The sequence below is a fragment of the Streptomyces sp. NPDC031445 genome, from assembly GCF_055581365.1.
Map to the genome: position 1 here is coordinate 950,185 of NZ_JBVIJO010000001.1, position 22,386 is coordinate 972,570.

The following is a 22,386-nucleotide window of genomic DNA, read 5'->3' on the forward strand; positions in this document are numbered from 1 at the left end:
CGAGCGGGAGTGCCCGCCGGCGCCGGAGCGGGTTGCCGGGCGGCCACCGGGACGGCCTTCGCGCCCCGGCGCCGTCCACGACGGCGGGGCGGGGCCGCCCGGGCCCGGCGTGCCGCACACGGCAACGGAGGGCCGCTCCGCCGAGCGGCCCTCCGTGTCGTCTCTAGTCGTCTCTACCGGTGCCTCAGCCGGTGAAGCCGGCCGTGATCGAGGTGAACTGCCAGTTGTTCTGGCTGATCCCGGAGCAGTTCTCGGCGACACCGCCGCCCGGGCAGGGCCGGTCGCGGTTGACCGACCAGAAGGCCAGCCGCGCGATGTGGTGCGAGTTCGCCCAGTCCCGGATCTGCGTCCAGATCGCCGTGGTAGTCGTCTCCTGCTGGTCGGACAGGCCGTTCATGCCGGAGATGCCGATGTGCGCGTACGCGGTGGCGTCGTCCCAGCCGAAGGTGGACTTCAGCTTGTTCTTCAGCCCCTCCGCCGCGTTCACCGTGTTGCCGTACATGTCCGAGCCGCCGCCGAAGTCGAACGGCATGATGGTGAACACGTCGATGTTCGCGCCCAGCGCCTGCGCCTGCTCGATGAGCCGGTTGCCGTAGTACGTCGGCCCGGTGGTGGACGTGCCGAACGTGACGATGGTCTTCAGGCCGGGGTTGTTGGCCTTGACCGTCTTCAGCGCGGTGAGGATCTTCGCCTGGACGGCCTCGTTCTCGAACTCGTCGGTGTTCTCGATGTCGAAGTCGATGGCCTTCAGGCCGTAGGCGTCGACCACCTTCTGGATCGCCCCGGCGAGCGCGCTCGCGGAGGAGCAGTTGGCGCCCAGCTTGCTGCCCGACCAGCCGCCGAAGGACGGGACGATGTCGCCGCCGGCGGACCGGATCTGGTTGATCGCCGACTGGTCCACACCGCCGGTCAGCGGCCTGCTGCCGTCCCAGGCCGGGGTGCAGCCGCCCGAGTCCAGCACGAACGCCATCGTGAACCACTTGGCGCCGGTCGCGTTCATCACCGTGGCCGGGTTCGGCGGATCGCCCCACCCCTCGTACAGGTACGGCGCCGCCTGCTTGAAGCCGGTGCCGCCGCCGGTGCCCGCGTCGGTGGTGACGGTGACGGAGTTGGAGGCCGGCGAGGTGTTCCCGGCCGCGTCCCGCGCCTTCACGGTGAAGGTGTAGCTCGTGCTCGGCGACAGCCCGCTGACCGTGGCCGACGTCCCGGAGACGCTCAGCAGCTGGTTGGCCCCACTGTAGATGTCGTACGCCGTCACGCCCGTGTTGTCCGTGGCCGCGTTCCACTTCAGCGACACGCTGGACGACGTCTTGCCGGTGGAGGTGAGCCCGCTCGGCGCGGTCGGCGCCTGGGTGTCCCCGCCGCCCCCGCCGCCCGGGCCGTCCAGGCTGATGTCGTCGGCGTAGTAGGTGCCCTGGCCGTACCAGCCGTGCACATAGATGGTGGCGCTGGTCTGCGAGGCGCCGGTGGTGAAGGAGACGCTGAGCTGGCTGTACGCCGACGGGGACGACGTCCAGGTGGAGGCGCCGCCGTTGACGCCCAGGTACACGTAACTGCCGCGCACCCAGCCGCTGAGGCTGTACGTCGTGTTCGGCTGCACGGCGACCGTCTGGCTGCACTGCGCGTTGTCGCTGGACGACGCCGCGCCCTGGAGCGCCTTGGCGCCGCCGTGCACGGGGGAGGAGACGACCGAACCGAGGTTCCCGGTGCAGGTCCAGGGGGAGAGGCCGCCGGACTCGAAGCCGGGGTTGGTGAGGATGTTGGCCGCCTGGGCCGTACCGGGGAGGGCGATGGCCCCGCCGACCGCGAGGGCGGCGGAGCCGAGCAGGGCGAGAAGCCGGCGTCTGGGACGCCCGAGTGTGTCGCGCACGCGATCTCCCTGTCAGGGGTGGGGTGTTCGGGAGTGCTGGGGAGTGCGGAAGCGTTGCGTCAACGAATTTGGTATGGACCAATCGCCCCTGTCAAGAAGCAGAACGGAATTGGTCCATACCGGTGGGCGTGAGCGCCTCAGAGGGGGAGCACCTCACCCGCCGAGGCGGCCCGCACGGGCGCCGGCACAGCGGGCAGCAGGACCTCGGAATCCACCCGCTGCCGCGGAAGGGCCGCGGGCGCCAGCGGACGCGGCCCCGACACCACCGTGTAGTCCCGCCCCAGGAACGGCGGCTCGATCACCCCGGGGTCCTCGCCCAGCGCCACCTGCACGGCGGCCCACGGTGCGTTCACCCCGCAGAGCGACAGCTGGTGCAGGCCCCCGGCGGGCCTGGTGTTGACGTCCAGCAGCACCGGCCGGTCGCCGAGCATCCGGAACTGGATGTTGGACAGGTGGTGCAGTCCGAAGCCCTCCGCGATCAGCCGGGCCGGGGCCAGCCACCGCTCGTCCAGGGTGAAGCCCCGGCGGCGGCCGTTCTTGGTGCGGCCCACCGCGAGCCGGACCCGGTTGTCCGGCCCGGTCAGGCAGTCGACCGACACCTCGGGCTGCTCCAGGCGCGGCATCACCAGCCAGTCCACGGGTTCCTCGGCCCGCCGCAGCGCCTCCTCGACCAGGTCCAGCTGGACGTAAGGGCCCGGGAAGCCGGTCAGGTGCGCGAGCGAGAAGGGGGCTCGGGTGATCATGCGGAAGCCGACCCCGCCGGCGCCGGCGGCCGGCTTGAAGCACGGCCGGTGCCCGGCCGCCTCCAGCTCCTCGACCGCGGCGAGAAGTTCGTCCGCCGTGCGGACCCGGTGCCACGGCGGCACCGGGACGCCCACCGAGCGGACCGCCTCGTACGCGACCGCCTTGTCCTCGAACACGGCGACCGCCTCGGGCGTCGGCGCCAGCAGCGCCGTGCCGGCCGCCGCGAACTCGGCCCGGTGCGCCACGATCGCCGCCTGGTGCAGCCGCGGCACGAACACGTCGATGCCGCGCCGGGCGCACTGGTCGAGGGCGTACTCGGCGTACGCCGCCGGGGACAGGCCCTCCGGCTCCAGCTCGGCGGTGTCGGCGGCGGCCAGCACGGGGGAGTCCGGGTCGCCGTGCGTGGCGTGGATCTCCACCGCGCGGTCGCTGGGATTTCTCCGCAGCTGATCCATGAAGAACACGTTCTCCGCGTACGTGCGGTTGAGCCAGACGCGTACGCGAGAGGGCATGCAGGCCGCCTTTCGGGTGTGCGGGCAGGGCGGAGCGGCCCGTGCCCGGGCAGGAGGGAGGAAGGGTCACCAAACAGCCCCGGAAAAAGGGGGGTTGAGGGCGCTGGTGTCGGGGCGATCATACGGCTTTCCAAGGGTCCCTCGTGCAACGCGGGTGTTACGGATCCGAGGCCCGTCCGGTCACGGCTTCCTGGCCCCTCCGGTCACGGCCTCCTGGCCCGTCCGGTCACGGATCGCGGCTCGTCCGGCGCCGGCTTCGCGGGCCGTCCGGCAACGGCTTCGCGGGCCGCCCGGTCGCGGACGCGCGCGAGGCGGACCGGGCCCGGATCGCGACACGCGGCGGGGGAACCTCTTGTCCGGTGCCCGGGGCATGTGTTCTCGTTGTCCCATCGGATGATCGGAAGGGGTGTGCGCGGTGGAGTCGACGGCCGGGGCCGGACAGCTGCTGGCCATCAGCGACCTCCACATCGGCTATCCGGACAACCGCGCCCTGATCGACGGCATGCGTCCCGACAGCGACGACGACTGGCTGATCGTGGCCGGTGACGTCGCCGAGACCGTCGCCGACATCCGCTGGGCCCTCGGCACGCTCGCGAGCCGCTTCAGCAAGGTGCTGTGGGCACCCGGCAACCACGAGCTGTGGACGCACCCGAGCGACCCGGTCACGCTGCGTGGCGTCGCCCGCTACGAGCACCTGGTCGAGGTCTGCCGCGAGCTGGGCGTCGTCACCCCCGAGGACCCCTACCCGGTGTGGCGCGGCGCGGGCGGCCCGGTCGCCGTGGCCCCGCTCTTCCTGCTCTACGACTACTCGTACCTGCCGGCCGGCTCCACCACCAAGGCGCAGGGCCTGGCCTACGCGGAGAGCACGGGCATCGTCTGCAACGACGAGTACCTGCTGCACCCCGACCCCTACCCGACCCGTGAGGCCTGGTGCCGGGCCCGGGTCGCCGAGACCGAGCGCAGGCTCGCCGAGCTGCCCGAGGACCTGCCGACCGTGCTGGCCGGGCACTGGCCGCTGGACCGGCACCCCACCGAGGTCCTGTGGCACCCCGAGTTCGCCATGTGGTGCGGCACCACGCTGACCGCGGACTGGCACCGCCGGTTCCGGGTCGCCACCATGGTCTACGGCCATCTGCACATCCCCCGCACCACCTGGCACGACGGAGTCCGCTTCATGGAGGTCTCCGTGGGATACCCCCGTGAGTGGCGCAAGCGTCCGGATCCGCCGGGAAGGCTGCGCCGCGTCCTGCCGATGGAGGTCGAAGCAGGTGATCGAGGAGCTGCTCCCGGAGTCGGTCGTGGCCGTGGAGGCGCGCGCTGACGACCCGCTGTGGGACTCCCCGCTCCACTCGGCGGAGGAGGCGCTCGTCGCGCGCGCGGTGGCCAAGCGGCGCCGTGAGTTCGCGGCCGTCCGGGGCTGCGCCCGGCGCGCCATGGAGAAGCTCGGCGTGCCGCCGCAGCCCGTGCTCACCGGCGAGCGGGGCGCCCCGCACTGGCCGGACGGGCTGCTCGGCAGCATGACCCACTGCGACGGCTACTGCGCCGCCGCGCTGGTCCGCGCCACCGACCTCGCCTCCCTGGGCATCGACGCCGAACCGCACGGGCCGCTGCCGGAAGGGGTGGGCCCCTCCGTCTTCCTGCCCGCCGAGGCCGAGCGGCTCGACCGGCTGGCCGCGCGGTGGCCCGCCGTGCAATGGGACCGGCTGCTGTTCAGCGCCAAGGAGTCCGTCTACAAGGCGTGGTTCCCGCTCACCCGCCAGTGGCTGGACTTCTCCGAGGCCGACATCACGGTACGGCCGGACGCCGAGGGCGAAGCCTCCGGCGCCCTGCGCGCCGAGCTCCTCGTCCCCGGCCCCCTGGTCGGCGGGGCCCGGCTCCAGACCTTCGAGGGCCGGTGGACCGTACGGCACGGGGTGGTGGCCACCTCGGTGGTCATACCCCACCCCGCCCCGCGCCCCTGACGGCGAACCCGCCGGCCCCCACCGCCACCGCCGCCCGTCGTCCGGGTGACGGCGGCGGCACCGGACCGGCACGGCGCTCAGTCGGGCCGGCACGCCGGTCAGTCGGGCCGGCACCAGTCGCGCAGGAGCCGGAAGAACTCCGCCTCGTTGCCCGCGAGCCCGGCCCGGGCCAGTGCCTGCTCCGCCTCCGCGAGCACGACGGGCGGGACGACGGCGGGCCGGTCCTCGCCCGGCGGCCCGTCGAAGGCGGCGCGCACCGTGTGCAGCAGACGCAGGTAGGCCTGTACGGCGGTGCGCTCGCGGTCGGTCAGTACGGCGGTGGGCATCGGTCGGCTCTCCCCGAGTAGGCGTCACGGTCACGCGCCCTGCGGCGCCGTGCACCGCTTCGGACGGCGCACACTCCCAGCTTGCCGCCCGCCACTGACAACGCCGCCCGGCCCCGCGCCGGTTAGCCCGCATAGCCGAGGCGGAACCGCCCCGATCACCCCGCACGACGTGCCGCCCGACCCGGCGAAACGTTTCTCAACTTCCGTGCCCCGCACCCCGCTCCAGCGCGGCGAGGGCCCCCGCGTGCACGGCGCGCCGAGCGCGCCCCGGCGGCCCAGGGCCGCCCGGCCGGCGACGTGGGTCCGGTTCAGCCCTGCGGGCCGGTCCGGTTCAGCCCTGCGGGCCCGGATACCCCAGCGACGCCTCGATGCGGCCGGCCACACCGTCGCGCTGCACCGGCCCCCGCAACGCCGAACCCGCCAGCCACGTGCGGCACTTGCTGGCCAGGAGCAGCCCGAAGGTCTCGGCGTCCCGTTCCTCGGCGACGTCGAAGCGGCTGCGTGCCGCGACGCGTTGCACCGCCGCCTGGAGCGCCTCCTGGTCGGTGTGGTCGCCCAGCAGCCGGGTGGCGGCGCCGACGCCGTCCATGTGGAGCCCGCAGTGGTCGGCCTGCATGTGCCACAGCTCGTGGCCCAGGATCACCAACTGGTGGTCGGGGGCGGTGCGTTCCTCCACCACGACGACGTCCCGGTCGGTCAGGTCCAGCCACAGTCCGCTGGCCGTGCCGGGCGGGAAGGCCGCCGTACGGAAGTGCACCGGGCGCCCGCGCCGGCGGCCCATCGCCTGGCACAGCGCGCGGTACAGCTCGTCCGGGGGCGCGGGCACGGGCAACGTCAGCCCGCCCACCAGTTCGTTGCACAGCCGGCGCATGTCCCTGCCGATGCCCACAGTTCTCCCCCGGCTCACGACTCGGGCCGCTTGACGCTCTCCAGGAGCATGTCGAGCCACTCGGCGACCTTGTCCCGGTGCTGGTCGGTGGGCAACTGCGCGGCGCGCCAGGCAATTCCGCGCACGCCGTGGTCCTGCAGCAGCCGCTCCAGCGGGTCCTCCGGGGCCTCGGCGGCGGCCCGCTCCCGGTCCGCGAGCTTCTGCAGCAGCTCCTGCTCCGTGCGTTGCAGCGCGCCCGCCAGCGCCTCGGGGTCCTCCGCGGTGAGGAAGCCGGCGTGCACCCGGAAGAAGCGCTGGAGGGCGTCGCAGTGCTCCATGGTGGGCCGCCGGTCGCCGTTGATGAGGGCGCCGGCCTGCTGCCGGGACATGCCCGCGCCGTCGGCGATCTCCTGCTGGGTGTACCGGCGTCCGCCCGGCTTCAGCCGGGTGCGGCGCAGCAGGTCCAGGCGTTGCAGGAAGCGGGCCTGGACGTCCGGCTCACCCGCGGGCCGACCGCTGAGCAGGGCCTTGACCACCGGCTCCGGCACCCCGCAGGCGATCGAGAGCCGGCCCACGTCGAAGACCTCGGCGTGCGGGACGCCGAGGCGGTCGGCGAGCGCGGTGACGCGGGCGACGACGGCCGGCAGCTGGGCGGTCGCCGAGGCGCCCGGATCCTCGTAGCCATCCGTCACCGACAGAACTCCTACGTCTCTAGAGGGCTTCAGATGCGTCCGTGCTTCTCACGAGCGATCGCCGTGAACTTCCCGGAGAGTAGCGGGTGTCTCGAACTCACATCCAGGTGTCGCCACAACTGTGGCGAATTTCAGCCGTCGACCGGCACGAAATGCCACGATAGTTGACATGGCTCTTGCCTGGGCAGCAGGATCGCAGGGCCGCGAGAAGGGCCGCAGAGGCAAGAGGGGTGACCTCCCGATGGCACATCAGGCAGGAGGGCAGCGGCCGGCACCGCGGCCCGTCCCCGACACCTGCGAGATCCAGGCGTACCTCCAGGACTACGGAGCGCTGCTGGAGTCACAGTCCTGCCCGTCCCTGGTCGTCGACCACCACTGGAACGTGGTCATGGCGAACAGCGCGTTCGAGACACTTTTCCACGGTGTGCGCCCCCACCCCACGGCCATGCCGGGGGAGAACTTCCTCCGGTTCGTGCTCTTCCACCCCGACGCCGGCGAGGTCCTCGGCGAACACGAGCCCGGCTGGTGCCTGCCGATGCTGGCCCAGCTCCGCACCGCCCTGGAGACCCACGGGCACGACCACGAACTCCAGTCCGTGCGCCGGGAGATCGCCCAGGACCCGATCATGGAGGCCGCCTACCGGCAGGGCCTGCCGCACTGGATACGGGCCGTCGGCGAGGCCGCGACCCGCCTGGACGGCGCCGTACGCCTCCTGCACCACCCGGACCCGCGGCGCGGTCGCACCGAGTGCCGCATCGTCGAGGAGATCCCGCAGCCGCTGCGGGAGCTGGGCTACCGGCGGCTGACGATGGTCCTGCGCGACCCCCGCCGGCCCGCCGTGCCGGTGCGCCGTCCGCGCCGCCCGCGGGACGCCGCCTCGCACCTGACGGTCGTGCCGCCCACGCAGGACTGACCCGGCACCGCCGGCGTTCAGGTCGCCGACGGCGCCGGGCCGGCACGGCGGTTCCCCGCGGGGGGCTGAGGGGTGCCTTCACCGGGCACACCACCGAGCCCTTGCGCGGCCCGCCGAGCCCTGGCGCGCGCCGTCGACTCGTCCGGCGCGCCACCGACTGCCTGGGCACCCCCCGACTCCTCCGGCACCCGGCGAGCCTTGGCGCGCGCCGCCGACTCACCCGGCACGCCACCGACTGCCTCGGCACCCCCCGACTCCTCCGGCACCCGGCGACTCCTCGGCTCCGTCAGCACCGCCGACTCCGGCACCCGCCGCCTCGTCACTCACAGCCGCCTCCGCCGGCGTCGGCGCCCCCGCACCGACGACTCCTCTCGTCCAGCGGCCCCCGAGCCCCGCCGACGACGCCCGCACGGCAACGCAAGCCGCTTGCATAATTTGCGCTACGCTTGCGTCCATGACGCGACGACTTGCGGAAGTGGCGAAGAAGGTCGGGGTCAGCGAGGCCACGGTCAGCCGGGTCCTCAACGGCAAGCCCGGAGTCTCCGAGGCCACCCGGCAGGCGGTGCTGACCGCGCTCGACGTCCTCGGTTACGAGCGCCCGACCCAGCTGCGCGGTGAGCGCGCGCGGCTCGTCGGTCTCGTGCTGCCCGAGTTGCAGAACCCCATCTTCCCGGCGTTCGCCGAGGTCATCGGCGGCGCACTGGCCCAGCTGGGGCTGACCCCGGTGCTGTGCACCCAGACCAAGGGCGGGGTGTCGGAGGCGGACTACGTCGAGCTGCTGCTCCAGCAGCAGGTCTCCGGTGTCGTCTTCGCCGGCGGCCTGTACGCCCAGGCCGACGCCCCGCACGACCACTACCGGCTGCTCGCCGAGCGCAACATCCCGGTCGTGCTGGTCAACGCGGCCATCGAACACCTCGGCTTCCCGGGCGTGTCCTGCGACGACGCCGTGGCCGTCGAACAGGCCTGGCGGCACCTGGCCTCCCTCGGCCACGAGCGCATCGGGCTGGTCCTCGGCCCCGGCGACCACGTGCCGTCGGCGCGCAAGCTGGCCGCCGCCCGGGCGATCGCCGGCGAACTGCCGGACGAGTTCGTCGCGCGGGCCATCTTCTCCCTCGAGGGCGGCCACGCCGCCGCCGCGCGCCTGATCGACCGGGGCGTCACCGGCATCATCTGCGCCTCCGACCCGCTGGCGCTCGGCGCCGTCCGGGCGGCGCGCCGCAAGGGCCACGACGTCCCGGGCCGGATCTCGGTCGTCGGCTACGACGACTCCGCGTTCATGAACTGCACCGAGCCCCCGCTGACCACCGTCCGCCAGCCCATCGAGGCCATGGGCCGCGCGGCCGTGGAGCTGCTGAACGCGCGGATCGGAGGCACCGCCGTACCCGCCGAGGAGCTGCTGTTCGAGCCGGAACTGGTGGTGCGCGGCTCCACCGCGCAAGCTCCGCGCGACTGAACTCGGGAAGATCCAGCACGCTGTCCAAGAATTGCAGATTCTGCGCGACATCTTGCGCGCCGATGTCGGCGGTGCTTGAGTGTGCGACGCCCACCGCTCCTGCCATGAGTGCCATGAGGGGTCCACCGATGAGACACACCGGGTTCCGCCGTACCATCCTCGCGATCGGCGTCTGTTCCTCCCTCGCCCTCGCCGCCACCGCCTGCGGGTCCGGTGACGACGATTCGGCGAGCGGCAAGACCCGCATCACCGTCAACTGCGAACCGCCGAAGAGCGCCAAGCTCGACCGCTCCTTCTTCGAGGCGGACACCGCGGCCTTCGAGGAGGCGAACCCGGACATCGACGTCGTCACGCACGACGCCTTCCCCTGCCAGGACCCCAAGACCTTCGACGCCAAGCTCGCCGGCGGCCAGATGGAGGACGTGTTCTACACGTACTTCACGGACGCGCGGCACGTCGTCGACATCCGCCAGGCCGCCGACCTCACCCCGTACCTGAAGGACCTCAAGAGCTACGACAGCATCCAGAAGCAGCTGCGGGACATCTACACCGTCGACGGAAAGGTCTACGGCATCCCGCGCACCGGATACTCCATGGGGCTGATCTACAACCGCGCGCTCTTCCGGAAGGCCGGCCTGGACCCCGACAAGCCCCCGGCGACCTGGGACGAGGTCCGCGCCGCCGCCAAGAGGATCGCCGCCCTCGGCGACGGCACCGTCGGCTACGCCGACTACAGCGCGCAGAACCAGGGCGGCTGGCACTTCACCGCCGAGCTGTACTCCCAGGGCGGCGACGTCGTCAGCGCGGACGGCAAGAAGGCCACCGTCGACACCCCCGAGGGCCACGCCGTCCTGAAGACCCTGCACGACATGCGGTGGACCGACGACTCGATGGGCAGCAAGCAGCTCCTCGTCATCAACGACGTGCAGCAGATGATGGGTTCGGGCAAGCTCGGCATGTACCTCGCCGCCCCCGACAACATCCCGATCCTCGTCAAGGAGAAGGGCGGCGACTACAAGGACCTCGCCCTGGCCCCCATGCCGGGCGGCAAGGGCACCCTCATCGGCGGCGACGGCTACATGTTCAACAAGAAGGCCACGCCCGCCCAGATCCGGGCGGGCCTGAAGTGGCTCGACCACATGTTCCTCACCCCCGGCAAGGGCTTCCTCGGCGACTACGCGCGCGCCAAGAAGCACGACGCACCCGTCGGCCTGCCCGAGCCGCGCCTGTTCACCGGCGCCGCCGACGCCACCGACCAGCGGGTGAAGAAGGCCAACGCCAACGTCCCGGTGGAGAACTACCAGGCGTTCCTCGACGGCAACCACCAGCTCCAGCTGAAGATCGAGCCGCCGCACGCCCAGCAGATCTACTCCGTCCTCGACGGCACCGTCTCCGCCGTCCTGACCAAGAAGGACGCCGACATCGACCAGCTCCTCAAGGAGGCGTCCGGCAAGATCGACAGCATTCTGGCCCGGAGCTGACCGCCATGACCAAGACGGCCGAGCGACGGCCGGCCGCGCACGCCGCCGCCCCCCCGGTCCCGGCGCCGCCCCCGGCAGGGGACCGGAGGCGCCGCCGCCTGGTCGACCAGGTCCGCGCCTACGGCTTCCTCCTCGGCGGCCTGCTCAGCTTCGCCCTGTTCTCCTGGTACCCGGCGATCCGCGCGGTCGTCATCGCCTTCCAGAAGTACACCCCGGGCTCTCCGCCCGAGTGGGTCGGCACCGCCAACTTCACCCGGGTCCTGCACGACCCCGAGTTCACGGCCGCCTGGCGCAACACCCTCACGTTCACCCTGCTGGCCCTCCTGATCGGCTTCGCGATCCCCTTCGTCCTCGCCCTCGTGCTCAACGAACTGCGGCACGCCAGGGCCTTCTTCCGGGTCGTGGTCTACCTGCCGGTGATGATCCCGCCGGTGGTCAGCGCCCTGCTGTGGAAGTGGTTCTACGACCCCGGGGCCGGCCTCGCCAACGAGACGCTGCGCCTGCTGCACCTGCCCACCTCGAACTGGTCCAACGGCACCGACACCGCGCTGGTCTCCCTGGTCATCGTCGCCACGTGGGCCAACATGGGCGGCACCGTCCTCATCTACCTCGCGGCCCTGCAGTCCATCCCGGGCGAGCTGTACGAGGCGGCCGAACTGGACGGCGCGAACCTCCTCCAGCGCGTGCGGCACGTCACGGTCCCGCAGACCCGGTTCGTGATCCTGATGCTGATGCTGCTCCAGGTCATCGCCACCATGCAGGTGTTCACGGAACCGTTCGTCATCACCGGCGGCGGCCCGGAGAACGCCACCGTCACCGTCCTCTACCTCATCTACAAGTACGCCTTCCTCTACAACGACTTCGGCGGCGCCTGCGCCCTGAGCGTGATGCTCCTGCTGCTGCTCGGCGCCTTCTCCGCGGTCTACCTGCGGCTCACCCGCTCCGAGGGGGACGCATGACCACCGGCACCCGTACCCTGATCTCCCCGGCCGCCCTCGCCCGCCCCCGCGGCAAGGTCCTGTACTGGACGGTGTTCACTGCCGTCGTCGTCCTCTTCGCCCTCGCCTTCCTCTTCCCGGTGTACTGGATGGCGACCGGCGCCCTGAAGTCCCCGGACGAGGTGGCCCGCACCCCGCCGACGCTCCTGCCCGAGCACTGGCACCTCAGCGGCTACACCGACGCCTGGGACCTCATGGAGCTGCCCCGGCACCTGGGGAACACGCTCGTCCAGGCGGCCGGCGCCTGGGCCTTCCAGCTGGTGTTCTGCACGGCCGCCGCCTACTCCCTGTCCAAGCTGAAGCCCGCCTTCGGCAAGGTGGTCCTCGGCGGCATCCTCGCCACCCTCATGGTCCCGGCGCAGGCGCTGGTCGTCCCGAAGTACCTGACCGTCGCCGACCTGCCGCTGATCCACACCAGCCTGCTCAACGACCCCCTCGCCATCTGGCTGCCGGCCGTCGCCAACGCCTTCAACCTCTACCTGCTCAAACGCTTCTTCGACCAGCTGCCGCGCGATGTCCTGGAGGCCGCCGAGATCGACGGCGCCGGCAAGCTCCGCGTCCTGTGGTCCGTCGTCCTGCCCATGTCCCGGCCGGTGCTCGGCGTGGTGTCGATCTTCGCGCTGGTCGCCGTGTGGCAGGACTTCCTGTGGCCGCTGATGGTCTTCTCCGACACCGGCAAGCAGCCGATCAGCGTCGCCCTGGTCCAGCTGTCGCAGAACATCCAGCTCACCGTGCTCATCGCCGCGATGGTGATCGCCAGCATCCCGATGGTGGCGCTGTTCCTCGTCTTCCAGCGGCACATCATCGCCGGGATCAGCGCGGGCAGCACCAAGGGCTGACGCCGCCGACCCGTCTACAGAAAGGCAAGCCCAGTGGGACAGCCCAGCCATGCCCGGAAGGACCCTGACTGGTGGCGCTCGGCCGTCATCTACCAGGTGTACGTCCGCAGCTTCGCGGACGGCGACGGCGACGGCACCGGCGACCTCGCGGGCGTCCGCGCCCGGCTGCCGTACCTCGCCGAACTCGGTGTGGACGCCCTGTGGTTCACGCCGTGGTACGTGTCCCCGCTGAAGGACGGCGGCTACGACGTCGCCGACTACCGGGCCATCGACCCCGCCTTCGGCACTCTCGCCGAGGCCGAGAAGCTCATCGCCGAGGCCCGTGAGCTGGGCATCCGCACCATCGTCGACATCGTGCCCAACCACGTCTCCGACCAGCACCCCTGGTTCCGGGCCGCGGTCGCCGCCGGGCCGGGCAGCCCCGAGCGCGAGCTGTTCCACTTCCGGCCCGGACGCGGCGCGCACGGCGAACTCCCGCCGAACGACTGGCCGTCCCAGTTCGTCGGCTCCACCGACCCGGTGTGGACCCGGCTGCCCGACGGCGACTGGTACCTGCACCTGTTCACCCCCGAACAGCCCGACCTCAACTGGGCGCACCCGGCCGTCCGCCAGGAGCACGAGGACATCCTGCGCTTCTGGTTCGAGCGGGGCGTCGCCGGCGTCCGCATCGACTCCGCCGCCCTCCTCGCCAAGGACCCGGACCTTTCCGACCTCGCCGCGCACCCGCGGCCGCACCCGTTCGTCGACCGCGACGAGCTCCACGACATCTACCGCTCCTGGCGCCGGGTCGCCGACGAGTACGGCGGTGTGTTCGTCGGCGAGGTCTGGCTCCCCGACGCCGAACGCTTCGCCCGCTACCTGCGCCCCGACGAACTCCACACCGCCTTCAACTTCTCCTTCCTGTCCTGCCCCTGGGACGCCGGCCGGCTGCGCGCCTCCATCGACACCACCCTCGCCGAGCACGCCCCCGTCGGCGCCCCGGCCACCTGGGTGCTGTGCAACCACGACGTCACCCGCACGGTCACCCGGTACGGCCGCGAGGACACCGCCTTCGACTTCGCCACCAAGGCCTTCGGCACCCCCACGGACCTGGTGCTCGGCACCCGGCGGGCGCGGGCCGCCGCCCTGCTGTCCCTGGCGCTGCCCGGGGCGGTGTACCTCTACCAGGGCGAGGAGCTGGGCCTGCCGGAGGCCGACATCCCGGCCGACCGCGTCCAGGACCCGATGTACTTCCGCTCGCGGGGCTCCGACCCCGGCCGTGACGGCTGCCGGGTGCCGCTGCCGTGGGCCGCCGGTGCGCCGTACGCCGGATTCGGTTCCCGCGAGGAGCCGTGGCTGCCGCAGCCGGCCGACTGGCCCTCGTACGCGGTCGACCGGCAGCAGCGCGACCCCCACTCCGTGCTCACCCTCTACCGCGAGGCCATCGCGCTGCGCCCGCAGTTCGGCGACGGCCCCCTGACCTGGCTGCCCGCCCCCGACGGCGTGCTGGCCTTCTCCCGCGCGGACGCCCTGTGCGTGGTCAACCTCGCGGCCACGCCCGCCGGCCTGCCCGCGCACTCCCGGCTCCTGCTCAGCAGCGGCCCGCTGGACGACGCGGGACGGCTGCCGCGGGACACGGCGGCCTGGCTGCGCGCCTGAGCCGCGCCTGTACGCACCTTGCTATCCCACGCACCCCCACCACGAAGGGATCAGCACATGCACCTCAGCACCGCCGGACACCTCCGGCGCATGCCGGCCATCGGGGCGGTCGTCGCCCTGGCCGCCGGCATGCTCGTCACCATCGCCCCGGCCGCCCACGCGGCCGCGGGCGCCACCCTCCCCTTCACCTCCGTGGAGGCCGAGTCGGCGGCCGGCAACGGCACGAAGATCGGCCCGGACTACACGCAGGGCAGCCTCGCCTCGGAGGCATCCGGCCGGCAGGCCGTCCGGCTGTCCGCCGGGCAACGGGTGGAGTTCACCGTGCCGCGCGCCGCCAACGCGGTGAACATCGCCTACAGCGTGCCGGACGGCCAGTCCGGCGCCCTGAACGTGTACGTCAACGGCACCAGGCTCGCCAAGACCCTCCCGGTGACCTCCAAGTACTCGTACATCGACACCGGCTGGATCCCTGGCGCGAAGACGCACCACTTCTTCGACAACACCCGGATGCTGCTCGGGCAGAACGTCCAGGCCGGTGACAAGGTCGCCGTGGAGGCGGCCGGCGTCCAGGTCACCGTCGACGTCGCCGACTTCGAACAGGTCGCCCCGGCCGCGGGCCAGCCCGCCGGTTCGGTGTCCGTCGTCTCCAAGGGCGCCGACCCCAGCGGCAACGGCGACTCCACCCAGGCCTTCCGGGACGCCATCGCCGCCGCCCAGGGCGGCACGGTCTGGATACCGCCGGGCGACTACCGCCTCACGTCCTCGCTCAGCGGCGTGCAGAACGTGACCCTTCAGGGCGCGGGCAGCTGGTACTCGGTCGTGCACACCTCCCGCTTCATCGACCAGTCCGGCTCGGCGGGCAACGTCCACATCAAGGACTTCGCGGTCATCGGCGAGGTGACCGAGCGGGTCGACTCCAGCCCGGACAACTTCGTCAACGGCTCGCTGGGGCCGAACAGCTCGGTCTCCGGCATGTGGATCCAGCACCTGAAGGTCGGCCTGTGGCTCACGGGCAACAACGACAACCTGGTGGTGGAGAACAACCGCATCCTCGACACCACCGCCGACGGGCTCAACCTCAACGGCACGGCGAAGGGCGTCCGCGTCCGCAACAACTTCCTGCGCAACCAGGGCGACGACTCCCTCGCCATGTGGTCGCTGTACTCCCCGGACACCGACTCCAGCTTCGACAACAACACGATCTCGCAGCCCAACCTCGCCAACGGCATCGCCATCTACGGCGGCACCGACATCGCCGTACGCAACAACCTGATCTCCGACACCAACGCCCTCGGCAGCGGTATCGCCATCTCCAACCAGAAGTTCCTCGACCCGTTCAACCCCCTCGCCGGCACCATCACGGTCGACGGCAACACCCTGGTGCGCACCGGCGCGCTGAACCCCAACTGGAACCACCCCATGGGCGCGTTGCGCGTCGACTCCTACGACAGCGCGATCAACGCGACCGTCAACATCACCAACACGACGATCACCGACAGCCCCTACAGCGCCTTCGAGTTCGTCTCCGGCGGCGGGCAGGGCTACCCGGTGCGGAACGTCAACGTCACCGGCGCGACCGTGCGGAACACCGGCACGGTCGTGGTCCAGGCCGAGGCGCAGGGCGCGGCGACCTTCAAGAACGTCACCGCCACCCAGGTCGGCGCGGCCGGCGTCTACAACTGCCCCTACCCGGCGAACTCCGGTTCCTTCAGCCTCACCGACGGCGGCGGCAACTCCGGCTGGTCGAGCACGTGGTCGGACTGCTCCACCTGGCCGCAGCCCGGCCAGGGCAACCCGGAACCCGACCCGAACCGCAACCTCGCCAAGGGCCGTCCGGCCACCGCGACCGGCTCCCAGGACGTCTACACCCCTGGCAAGGCGGTCGACGGCGACGCGAACTCGTACTGGGAGTCCGCCAACAACGCCTTCCCGCAGTCCCTCACGGTCGACCTCGGCTCCTCCTACGCCGTGCGCCGCCTGGTGCTGAAGCTGCCGCCGTCCTCGGCCTGGGGCGCCCGCACCCAGACCGTCACGGTGCTCGGCAGCACCGACGGCTCGGGCTACTCGACCGTACTGGGAGCACAGGGCTACCGCTTCGACCCGGCCACCGGCAACACCGCGACCGTGACCCTGCCGAGCGGCACGAACCTGCGCTACCTGCGCCTGACCGTCACCGCCAACACGGGCTGGCCGGCCGGTCAGTTCAGCGAGGTGGAGGCGTACCAGACCCCCTGACCGACCCGTCCCGCACAGCCCGGACCGGGCGCCCCGGCAGCACGACGGGCCGGGGCGCCCGGCCCGGTTTCCTCCCGTACCCACGACTTCATGTGCGCGCCACCGCACCCTTCCCTGACGTTCGCTGCTCTTGGAACACTCGCTCCGCGCGGATTCCGTCATCTGGCGGGTATCGCGTACGTCAGGACGAGAGGACCCTCACCCATGCCCGAAGTCAACCGGCGGCGCTTCCTCCAGATCGCGGGCGCCACCACGGCGTTCACGGCGCTGTCCAGCAGCATCCAGCGCGCGGCCGCCCTGCCCGCCCACCACCGCACCGGATCGGTGGAGGACGTCGAGCACATCGTCGTCCTCATGCAGGAGAACCGTTCTTTCGACCACTACTTCGGTTCGCTCCGAGGAGTCCGCGGCTTCGGCGACCCCCGTCCGGTCACCCAGAACGGCAGGTCCGTCTGGAAGCAGTCCGACGGCACCAAGGACGTCCTGCCCTTCCACCCGGACGCCGACGACCTGGGCCTGGCCTTCATCCAGGACCTCCCGCACGGCTGGAACGACGGACACACCGCCTTCAACGGCGGAAAGTACGACAAATGGGTGCCCGCCAAGTCCGCCACGACGATGGCGTACCTCACCCGCGACGACATCCCCTTCCACTACGCGCTCGCCGACTCCTTCACCATCTGCGACGCCTACCACTGCTCCTTCATCGGCTCCACGGACCCGAACCGCTACTACATGTGGACCGGGTACACCGGCAACGACGGCAAGGGCGGCGGCCCGGTCCTCGGCAACGACGAGGCGGGCTACGGCTGGACCACGTACCCCGAGCGCCTGGAGCGGGCCGGGGTCTCCTGGAAGATCTACCAGGACGTCGGCGACGGCCTCGACGCGAGCGGCGGCTGGGGCTGGATCAACGACGCCTACCGCGGCAACTACGGCGACAACTCGCTGCTGTACTTCAACCAGTACCGCGACGCCAAGCCCGGCGACCCGCTGTACGACAAGGCCCGCACCGGCACCGACGCCCGCAAGGGCGAGGGCTTCTTCGACCAGCTGAAGGCGGACGTCCGGACCGGCAAGCTGCCCCAGGTGTCCTGGATCGTCGCCCCCGAGGCCTTCACCGAGCACCCCAACTGGCCCGCCAACTACGGCGCCTGGTACGTCTCCCAGGTCCTGGACGCGCTCACCTCCGACCCCGACGTGTGGGGCAAGACCGCGCTGTTCATCACCTACGACGAGAACGACGGCTTCTTCGACCACGTCATCCCGCCCTACCCGCCGGCCTCGGCCGCCCAGGGCAAGTCGACGGTCGACCCCGCGCCGGACCTGTTCAAGGGCGACGCCGGCCACGTCGCCGGCCCCTACGGGCTCGGCCAGCGGGTGCCGATGCTGGTGGTCTCCCCCTGGAGCAAGGGCGGGTACGTCTGCTCGGAGACCCTCGACCACACCTCGATCATCCGGTTCATCGAGCGCCGTTTCGGTGTCCAGGAGCCGAACATCTCGCCCTGGCGGCGGGCCGTGTGCGGCGACCTGACGAGCGCCTTCGACTTCTCCCGCAAGGACACCGCGCGGGTCGTGCTGCCCTCCACGGCCGGTTACCTGCCCAAGGACCACGCCCGCCACCCCGACTACGTGCCCAAGCCTCCCGCGAACGGCACCCTGCCCCGGCAGGAGCGCGGCAGCCGGCCCACCCGTCCCCTGAGGTACGCCCCGGTGGTGGACGGTTCGGCGGACACCGCGGCCGGCAAGTTCACGCTCACGTTCGCCTCGGGGGCGCACGCGGGAGCGGTCTTCCTCGTCACGTCCAACAGCCGTGCCGACGGCCCCTGGACGTACACCACGGAGGCCGGCAAGACGCTCTCGGACACCTGGAACTCGGCGTACTCCGGCGGCGACTACGACCTCTCCGTGCACGGCCCCAACGGCTTCCTGCGCGTCTTCAAGGGCCGCAACAAGGCCGCCGGTCCCGAGGTCACCGCGCGGCACCACGGCGACGACGTCGAGCTCACCTTCACCAACCAGGGCTCCGGCACGGCGAAGCTGAAGCTGGTCGACGGCTACGGCGGCAAGCCGGTGACGGTGTCGGTCCGGCCCGGAGCGACCGTGCGGCACACCGTGGCGCTCGCGGCCAGCAAGCGCTGGTACGACCTGACCGTGACCTGCGAGGCCGACCCGGCCTTCCTGCGCCGGTTCACCGGGCACGTGGAGAACGGGCGCCCCGGCGTCAGCGACCCGGCGATCGTGACGGGATGAACGGGCGATGAGCACCGCTCCGTGCGAACTGATCAGGTACCGGTCATATCAGGGTAGTGTGCCCCGGTGACCACGCAATCGAACACTCCTGCAGGCTGGTACCCGGACCCGCACGGAGCGGCACAGACGCTCCGCTACTGGGACGGCACGCAGTGGACCGAGCACACCAACCCGGCCCAGCAGCAGGCCGGGCCGGTCCCGCCGCAGCCGGCGGCCTTCCCGCAGCAGCAGGCCGGTGACGCCAAGGTGCGGCGCCAGGTGCAGCAGCAGGCCGGCGTCGCCGGCGGCGGACCCGGTGGCGGCACCCTGTTCACCGAGCCCGTCCTGGTCGTGAACCAGAAGGCCAAGCTGATCGAGCTGACCAACGAGTACAAGGTCATGGATCAGAACGGCCGGGAGATCGGCTCGGTCACCCAGGTCGGTCAGGGCGTCCTGCGCAAGATCCTGCGCTTCGTCTCCAGCCTGGACCAGTTCCTCACCCACAAGCTGGAGATCCGCGACGCCCACGGCCGGCCGCAGCTGCTGCTGACCCGGCCCGCGAAGATCTTCAAGTCGCGGGTGATCGTGACCCGCCCGGACGGCTCGCCGGCCGGTGAGATCGTCCAGAAGAACATGATCGGGAAGATCAACTTCGCGATGACGGCGAACGGCCAGCAGGTCGGCGCCATCAAGGCGGAGAACTGGCGGGCCTGGAACTTCTCGATCGTCGACCACGCCGACAACGAGGTCGCCCGGATCACCAAGACCTGGGAGGGCCTCGCCAAGACGCTGTTCACGACGGCGGACAACTACGTCCTGCAGATCCACTACCAGCTGCCCGAACCGCTGCTGAGCCTCGTGGTGGCCACGGCGCTGACGGTGGACACCGCGCTCAAGCAGGACGCGCGCGGCTGGGGCTGACCGGCGCGCCCGGACAGGTCGAGCAGCACGGCGACGGCGGCCGGTGCCCGCGGAGCGTTCCGCGCACCGGCCGCCGCCGTACGCCCGGGCGGTCACAGGGCCGTGAGGTGCCCCGGCTGGTCCGGCTGCCGGGGCAGCAGCACCGGTTCCGCGGTCGCCGTACCCGGCTCCAGCGCCAGCACGGCCGCCACCGGGTGCTCGTCGTCGCCGGCCTCGTCCGGGCCGGCGGGCACGGGCGCCACCCGGGTCAGCAGCAGCACGCCCCAGGAGGCCAGCCCCGCCCCGGCCAGGGCCAGCAGCACCCCGGCCGTGCCGCCCCGCAGGCCCTGCCCCAGCAGGGTCAGGCCGATCACCGCGGCGGCCACCGGGTTGGCCAGGGTGACCACGGCCAGCGGGGCGCCGAGGCCGCCGCGATAGGCCGTCTGGGACAGCAGCAGCCCGCCGACGGCGAACGCCGCGACGAGCACGGCGACCACGATCACCTCCGTGCTCAGCGCCGGGCCCGAGCGGTCCGTCGCCGCCACGGTCACGGTCTGGGTGAGGGCGGAGGCGACCCCGGAGGCGAAGCCGGACGCGGTGGCGTGCCGCAGGCCCGGCCGGGCGCCGGGCCGGGACAGCAGACCGATCCCGGCGGCGGTCGTACCGGCGACCACCAGGGCCTCGGTCAGCGACAGCACCCGGGCGGGCGCCGGGCCGGAGGCGGTGACCAGCAGCGCGGCCAGCCCGAGCAGCGTGAGCGCCGTACCGCGCCACTCCACCGCGCTCACCCGCCGGCCGGCCGCCCGCGCGCCCAGGGGCACGGCGGCGACCAGGGTGAGCGCGCCCAGCGGCTGTACGACGGTCAGCGGGCCGTACTTCAGGGCGACGACGTGCAGCAGCGCGGCGGCGGAGTTCAGCCCGACCGCCGACCACCAGGCCCCGGTGCCCAGCAGCCGCAGCAGGCCGGTGCCGGCGCTGCGCGAGGCGAGCCGTTCCTGGGCGACGGCGGCGAGTGCGTAGGCGACGGCCGACACCAGCGACAGGCCGAGGGCGGCCAGGGCGGCGGCGCTCATCGTCCCGCTCCCGCCAGGACGGCCTCGCGCGGCCTCGGCAGACCACTGCCGCGACCCGCCGTACGGGCCGTGCGCCACGGCGCGGGGACGACCGCGAGGGCGAGACCGAGCATGGCCGTGGCGACGATCGAGTCGAGCCAGTAGTGGTTCGCCGTGCCCACGATCACCAGCAGGGTGACCAGCGGGTGCAGCAGCCACAGCTCGCGCCATCGGGACCGGGTGGCGGCCATCAGGCCGATCGCCACCATCAGCGCCCAGCCGAAGTGCAGCGAGGGCATCGCCGCGAACTGGTTGGAGAGGTGGTCGCTGGAGGGCGGGCCGTACACCGACGGGCCGTAGACCCGGGCGGTGTCGACCAGGCCCGTCCCGGTCAGCATGCGCGGCGGGGCCAGCGGGAACGTGAACGGCAGCACGAGGGCGGCGGTGGTGAGGACCGCGAGGACCCGGCGGGCCCAGACGTAGTGCGCGGGCCGCCGCAGGTACAGCCAGACCAGGAAGGCGAGCGTGGCCGGGAAGTGGACGGTCGCGTAGTAGGTGTTCGCCAGGTGGACGAGGGTGTCGCCGTGCAGCAGCGCGGACTGCACGGCGGTCTCGTGGGGGAGGTGGACGCCGCGCTCCAGGTGCCAGACGCGCCGGGCGTTGCGGAAGGCGTCCGCGGTGTGGCCGGTGGCCAGCCGGCGGCCCAGTTTGTAGACCAGGAAGAGCCCGGCGACCAGCAGGAACTCACGGATCAGAGGCGGACGGGCCGGAGTCTCCGGTTCCCCTTCCGCCTCCGCAGGCTCGGTTCGGGCGTTCATCCCCCGGCCCCCTCGCTGACGGTGGTGCGTGTCGTGGTGCGGACGAGCCCCGGTCCGTACCGGAACTCATCGATACGTTGCCGTACCGATACGCCAGTGTACCGATACGGTCGGGTACCGGTACACTGGCGTATCGATTGATGTGGGCCACACTGGAGACAGCACGGAACACGCACGCGCACCAGGCACCGCACGGGCACGGGCAACGGACACGAGTGAGGGGAAGCACCGCATGACGTCGCAGGCCGCGGACGCACCGGACACGGTCGTCGCCTCGCGCCGCTCCAAGATCACGCCGGAGCGTGAGCGGGAGTTCTTCGACGCCGTGCTGGAACAGATCCGCGAGTGCGGCTACGACTCCGTCACCATGGAGGGCATCGCCGCCAGCACCCGGTGCAGCAAGTCCACGCTCTACCGGCAGTGGAAGACCAAGCCGCAGTTCGTCGCGGCGGCGCTGCGCGCCAACCGCCGGGTGAAGTTCGCCGGCATCGACACCGGATCGCTGGCCGAGGACCTGCGCCAGGCCGCGCGGGCCGCCGGCGACTGGTCCGGCAAGGACACCCGGCTGCTCCAGGCGCTGGGGCACGCGGTGACGGCGGACCAGGAACTGGCCCAGGCGCTGCGCGAGGCGCTGGTGCACCCGGAGATCGCCGCGCTGGAGGAGATCCTGGCCCGGGGCGTGGCCCGGGGCGAGGTCCGGGCGGGCCACCCGGCGCTGGAGTTCGTCCCGGCCATGATGTTCGGCCTCCTGCGCGTGCGGCCGGTGCTCGACGGCCAGTACGCCGACTCCGACTACCTCGTCCGCTTCGTGGAGGCCGCCGTGCTGCCCTCGCTCGGACTGACCTGAGACCCAG

The 22,386-nt window shown here is 72.1% G+C and carries 19 protein-coding genes; 12 read left to right on the plus strand and 7 right to left on the minus strand.

Annotated features, from left to right (window positions below):
• Nucleotides 1-184: 184 nt before the first annotated feature.
• Nucleotides 185-1,870, minus strand: coding sequence for a carbohydrate binding domain-containing protein (locus ACZ5DC_RS03945; protein ID WP_468649089.1), 1,686 nt, complete (start codon nucleotides 1,868-1,870; stop codon nucleotides 185-187).
• A gap of 137 nt (nucleotides 1,871-2,007) precedes the next feature.
• Nucleotides 2,008-3,126, minus strand: coding sequence for an ATP-grasp domain-containing protein (locus tag ACZ5DC_RS03950; RefSeq protein WP_468649091.1), 1,119 nt, complete (start codon nucleotides 3,124-3,126; stop codon nucleotides 2,008-2,010).
• A 415-nt stretch (nucleotides 3,127-3,541) separates the two neighbouring features.
• Here ACZ5DC_RS03950 and ACZ5DC_RS03955 point away from each other — a divergent pair, with 415 nt between their 5' ends.
• Nucleotides 3,542-4,447, plus strand: a complete 906-nt coding sequence (locus tag ACZ5DC_RS03955) for a metallophosphoesterase family protein (protein WP_468649093.1) — start codon at nucleotides 3,542-3,544, stop codon at nucleotides 4,445-4,447.
• Nucleotides 4,395-5,087, plus strand: coding sequence for a 4'-phosphopantetheinyl transferase family protein (locus ACZ5DC_RS03960; protein ID WP_468649095.1), 693 nt, complete (start codon nucleotides 4,395-4,397; stop codon nucleotides 5,085-5,087). The genes ACZ5DC_RS03955 and ACZ5DC_RS03960 overlap by 53 nt, the downstream gene beginning before the upstream one ends.
• 98 nt (nucleotides 5,088-5,185) lie before the next feature.
• Here the strand turns inward: ACZ5DC_RS03960 and ACZ5DC_RS03965 are convergent, their stop codons facing one another.
• From ACZ5DC_RS03965 to ACZ5DC_RS03975, 3 genes are all read right to left on the minus strand, one after another.
• Complete coding sequence (locus ACZ5DC_RS03965) at nucleotides 5,186-5,413, minus strand: hypothetical protein (protein WP_468649097.1); 228 nt, start codon at nucleotides 5,411-5,413, stop codon at nucleotides 5,186-5,188.
• A gap of 331 nt (nucleotides 5,414-5,744) precedes the next feature.
• A complete protein-coding gene (locus ACZ5DC_RS03970; protein WP_366752409.1) occupies nucleotides 5,745-6,302 on the minus strand; it encodes a toxin-antitoxin system, toxin component in 558 nt (185 codons plus the stop codon).
• Between the two features lie 14 nt (nucleotides 6,303-6,316).
• A complete protein-coding gene (locus tag ACZ5DC_RS03975) occupies nucleotides 6,317-6,973 on the minus strand; it encodes a helix-turn-helix domain-containing protein (RefSeq protein WP_366752408.1) in 657 nt (218 codons plus the stop codon).
• Nucleotides 6,974-7,214: 241 nt separating this feature from the next.
• On the opposite strand from ACZ5DC_RS03975, the gene ACZ5DC_RS03980 reads away from it, so the two are divergent.
• The 9 genes from ACZ5DC_RS03980 to ACZ5DC_RS04020 all read left to right on the plus strand — a co-directional run bounded on the left by ACZ5DC_RS03980 (nucleotide 7,215) and on the right by ACZ5DC_RS04020 (nucleotide 19,683).
• Nucleotides 7,215-7,886, plus strand: a complete 672-nt coding sequence (locus ACZ5DC_RS03980) for an MmyB family transcriptional regulator (protein WP_171150932.1) — start codon at nucleotides 7,215-7,217, stop codon at nucleotides 7,884-7,886.
• Nucleotides 7,887-8,340: 454 nt separating this feature from the next.
• Nucleotides 8,341-9,339: a LacI family DNA-binding transcriptional regulator gene (locus ACZ5DC_RS03985; RefSeq protein ID WP_468649100.1), complete on the plus strand. Its 999-nt coding sequence runs from the start codon at nucleotides 8,341-8,343 to the stop codon at nucleotides 9,337-9,339.
• A 128-nt stretch (nucleotides 9,340-9,467) separates the two neighbouring features.
• Nucleotides 9,468-10,820: an ABC transporter substrate-binding protein gene (locus ACZ5DC_RS03990; protein WP_468649102.1), complete on the plus strand. Its 1,353-nt coding sequence runs from the start codon at nucleotides 9,468-9,470 to the stop codon at nucleotides 10,818-10,820.
• Between the two features lie 5 nt (nucleotides 10,821-10,825).
• Entirely contained in the window at nucleotides 10,826-11,779 is a 954-nt protein-coding gene (locus tag ACZ5DC_RS03995) for a carbohydrate ABC transporter permease (RefSeq protein ID WP_468649104.1), read from the plus strand.
• Nucleotides 11,776-12,657 carry a carbohydrate ABC transporter permease gene (locus ACZ5DC_RS04000; protein ID WP_468649106.1) on the plus strand — a complete coding sequence of 294 codons (882 nt, stop codon included), beginning with the start codon at nucleotides 11,776-11,778 and terminating at the stop codon, nucleotides 12,655-12,657. Before ACZ5DC_RS03995 ends, ACZ5DC_RS04000 begins: the two co-directional genes overlap by 4 nt.
• A gap of 33 nt (nucleotides 12,658-12,690) precedes the next feature.
• The gene (locus ACZ5DC_RS04005; RefSeq protein ID WP_468649108.1) at nucleotides 12,691-14,295 is read left to right on the plus strand and encodes a glycoside hydrolase family 13 protein; all 1,605 of its coding nucleotides are present in this window, start codon (nucleotides 12,691-12,693) and stop codon (nucleotides 14,293-14,295) included.
• Between the two features lie 57 nt (nucleotides 14,296-14,352).
• Nucleotides 14,353-16,530 (plus strand): discoidin domain-containing protein, encoded by a 2,178-nt coding sequence (locus tag ACZ5DC_RS04010; RefSeq protein WP_468649110.1) that lies wholly within the window; start codon nucleotides 14,353-14,355, stop codon nucleotides 16,528-16,530.
• A 204-nt stretch (nucleotides 16,531-16,734) separates the two neighbouring features.
• Complete coding sequence (locus ACZ5DC_RS04015; protein ID WP_468649112.1) at nucleotides 16,735-18,783, plus strand: phosphocholine-specific phospholipase C; 2,049 nt, start codon at nucleotides 16,735-16,737, stop codon at nucleotides 18,781-18,783.
• A gap of 66 nt (nucleotides 18,784-18,849) precedes the next feature.
• A complete protein-coding gene (locus tag ACZ5DC_RS04020) occupies nucleotides 18,850-19,683 on the plus strand; it encodes an LURP-one-related family protein (RefSeq protein WP_468649114.1) in 834 nt (277 codons plus the stop codon).
• A gap of 92 nt (nucleotides 19,684-19,775) precedes the next feature.
• On the opposite strand, the gene ACZ5DC_RS04025 is transcribed toward ACZ5DC_RS04020, so the two are convergent.
• Complete coding sequence (locus tag ACZ5DC_RS04025) at nucleotides 19,776-20,735, minus strand: DMT family protein (RefSeq protein WP_468649117.1); 960 nt, start codon at nucleotides 20,733-20,735, stop codon at nucleotides 19,776-19,778.
• On the minus strand, nucleotides 20,732-21,532 hold the full coding sequence (locus tag ACZ5DC_RS04030) for a phosphatase PAP2 family protein (RefSeq protein ID WP_468649119.1): 801 nt from the start codon (nucleotides 21,530-21,532) through the stop codon (nucleotides 20,732-20,734). Before ACZ5DC_RS04030 ends, ACZ5DC_RS04025 begins: the two co-directional genes overlap by 4 nt.
• A gap of 232 nt (nucleotides 21,533-21,764) precedes the next feature.
• Here ACZ5DC_RS04030 and ACZ5DC_RS04035 point away from each other — a divergent pair, with 232 nt between their 5' ends.
• A complete protein-coding gene (locus tag ACZ5DC_RS04035) occupies nucleotides 21,765-22,379 on the plus strand; it encodes a TetR/AcrR family transcriptional regulator (RefSeq protein WP_366752396.1) in 615 nt (204 codons plus the stop codon).
• Nucleotides 22,380-22,386 lie beyond the last annotated feature (7 nt).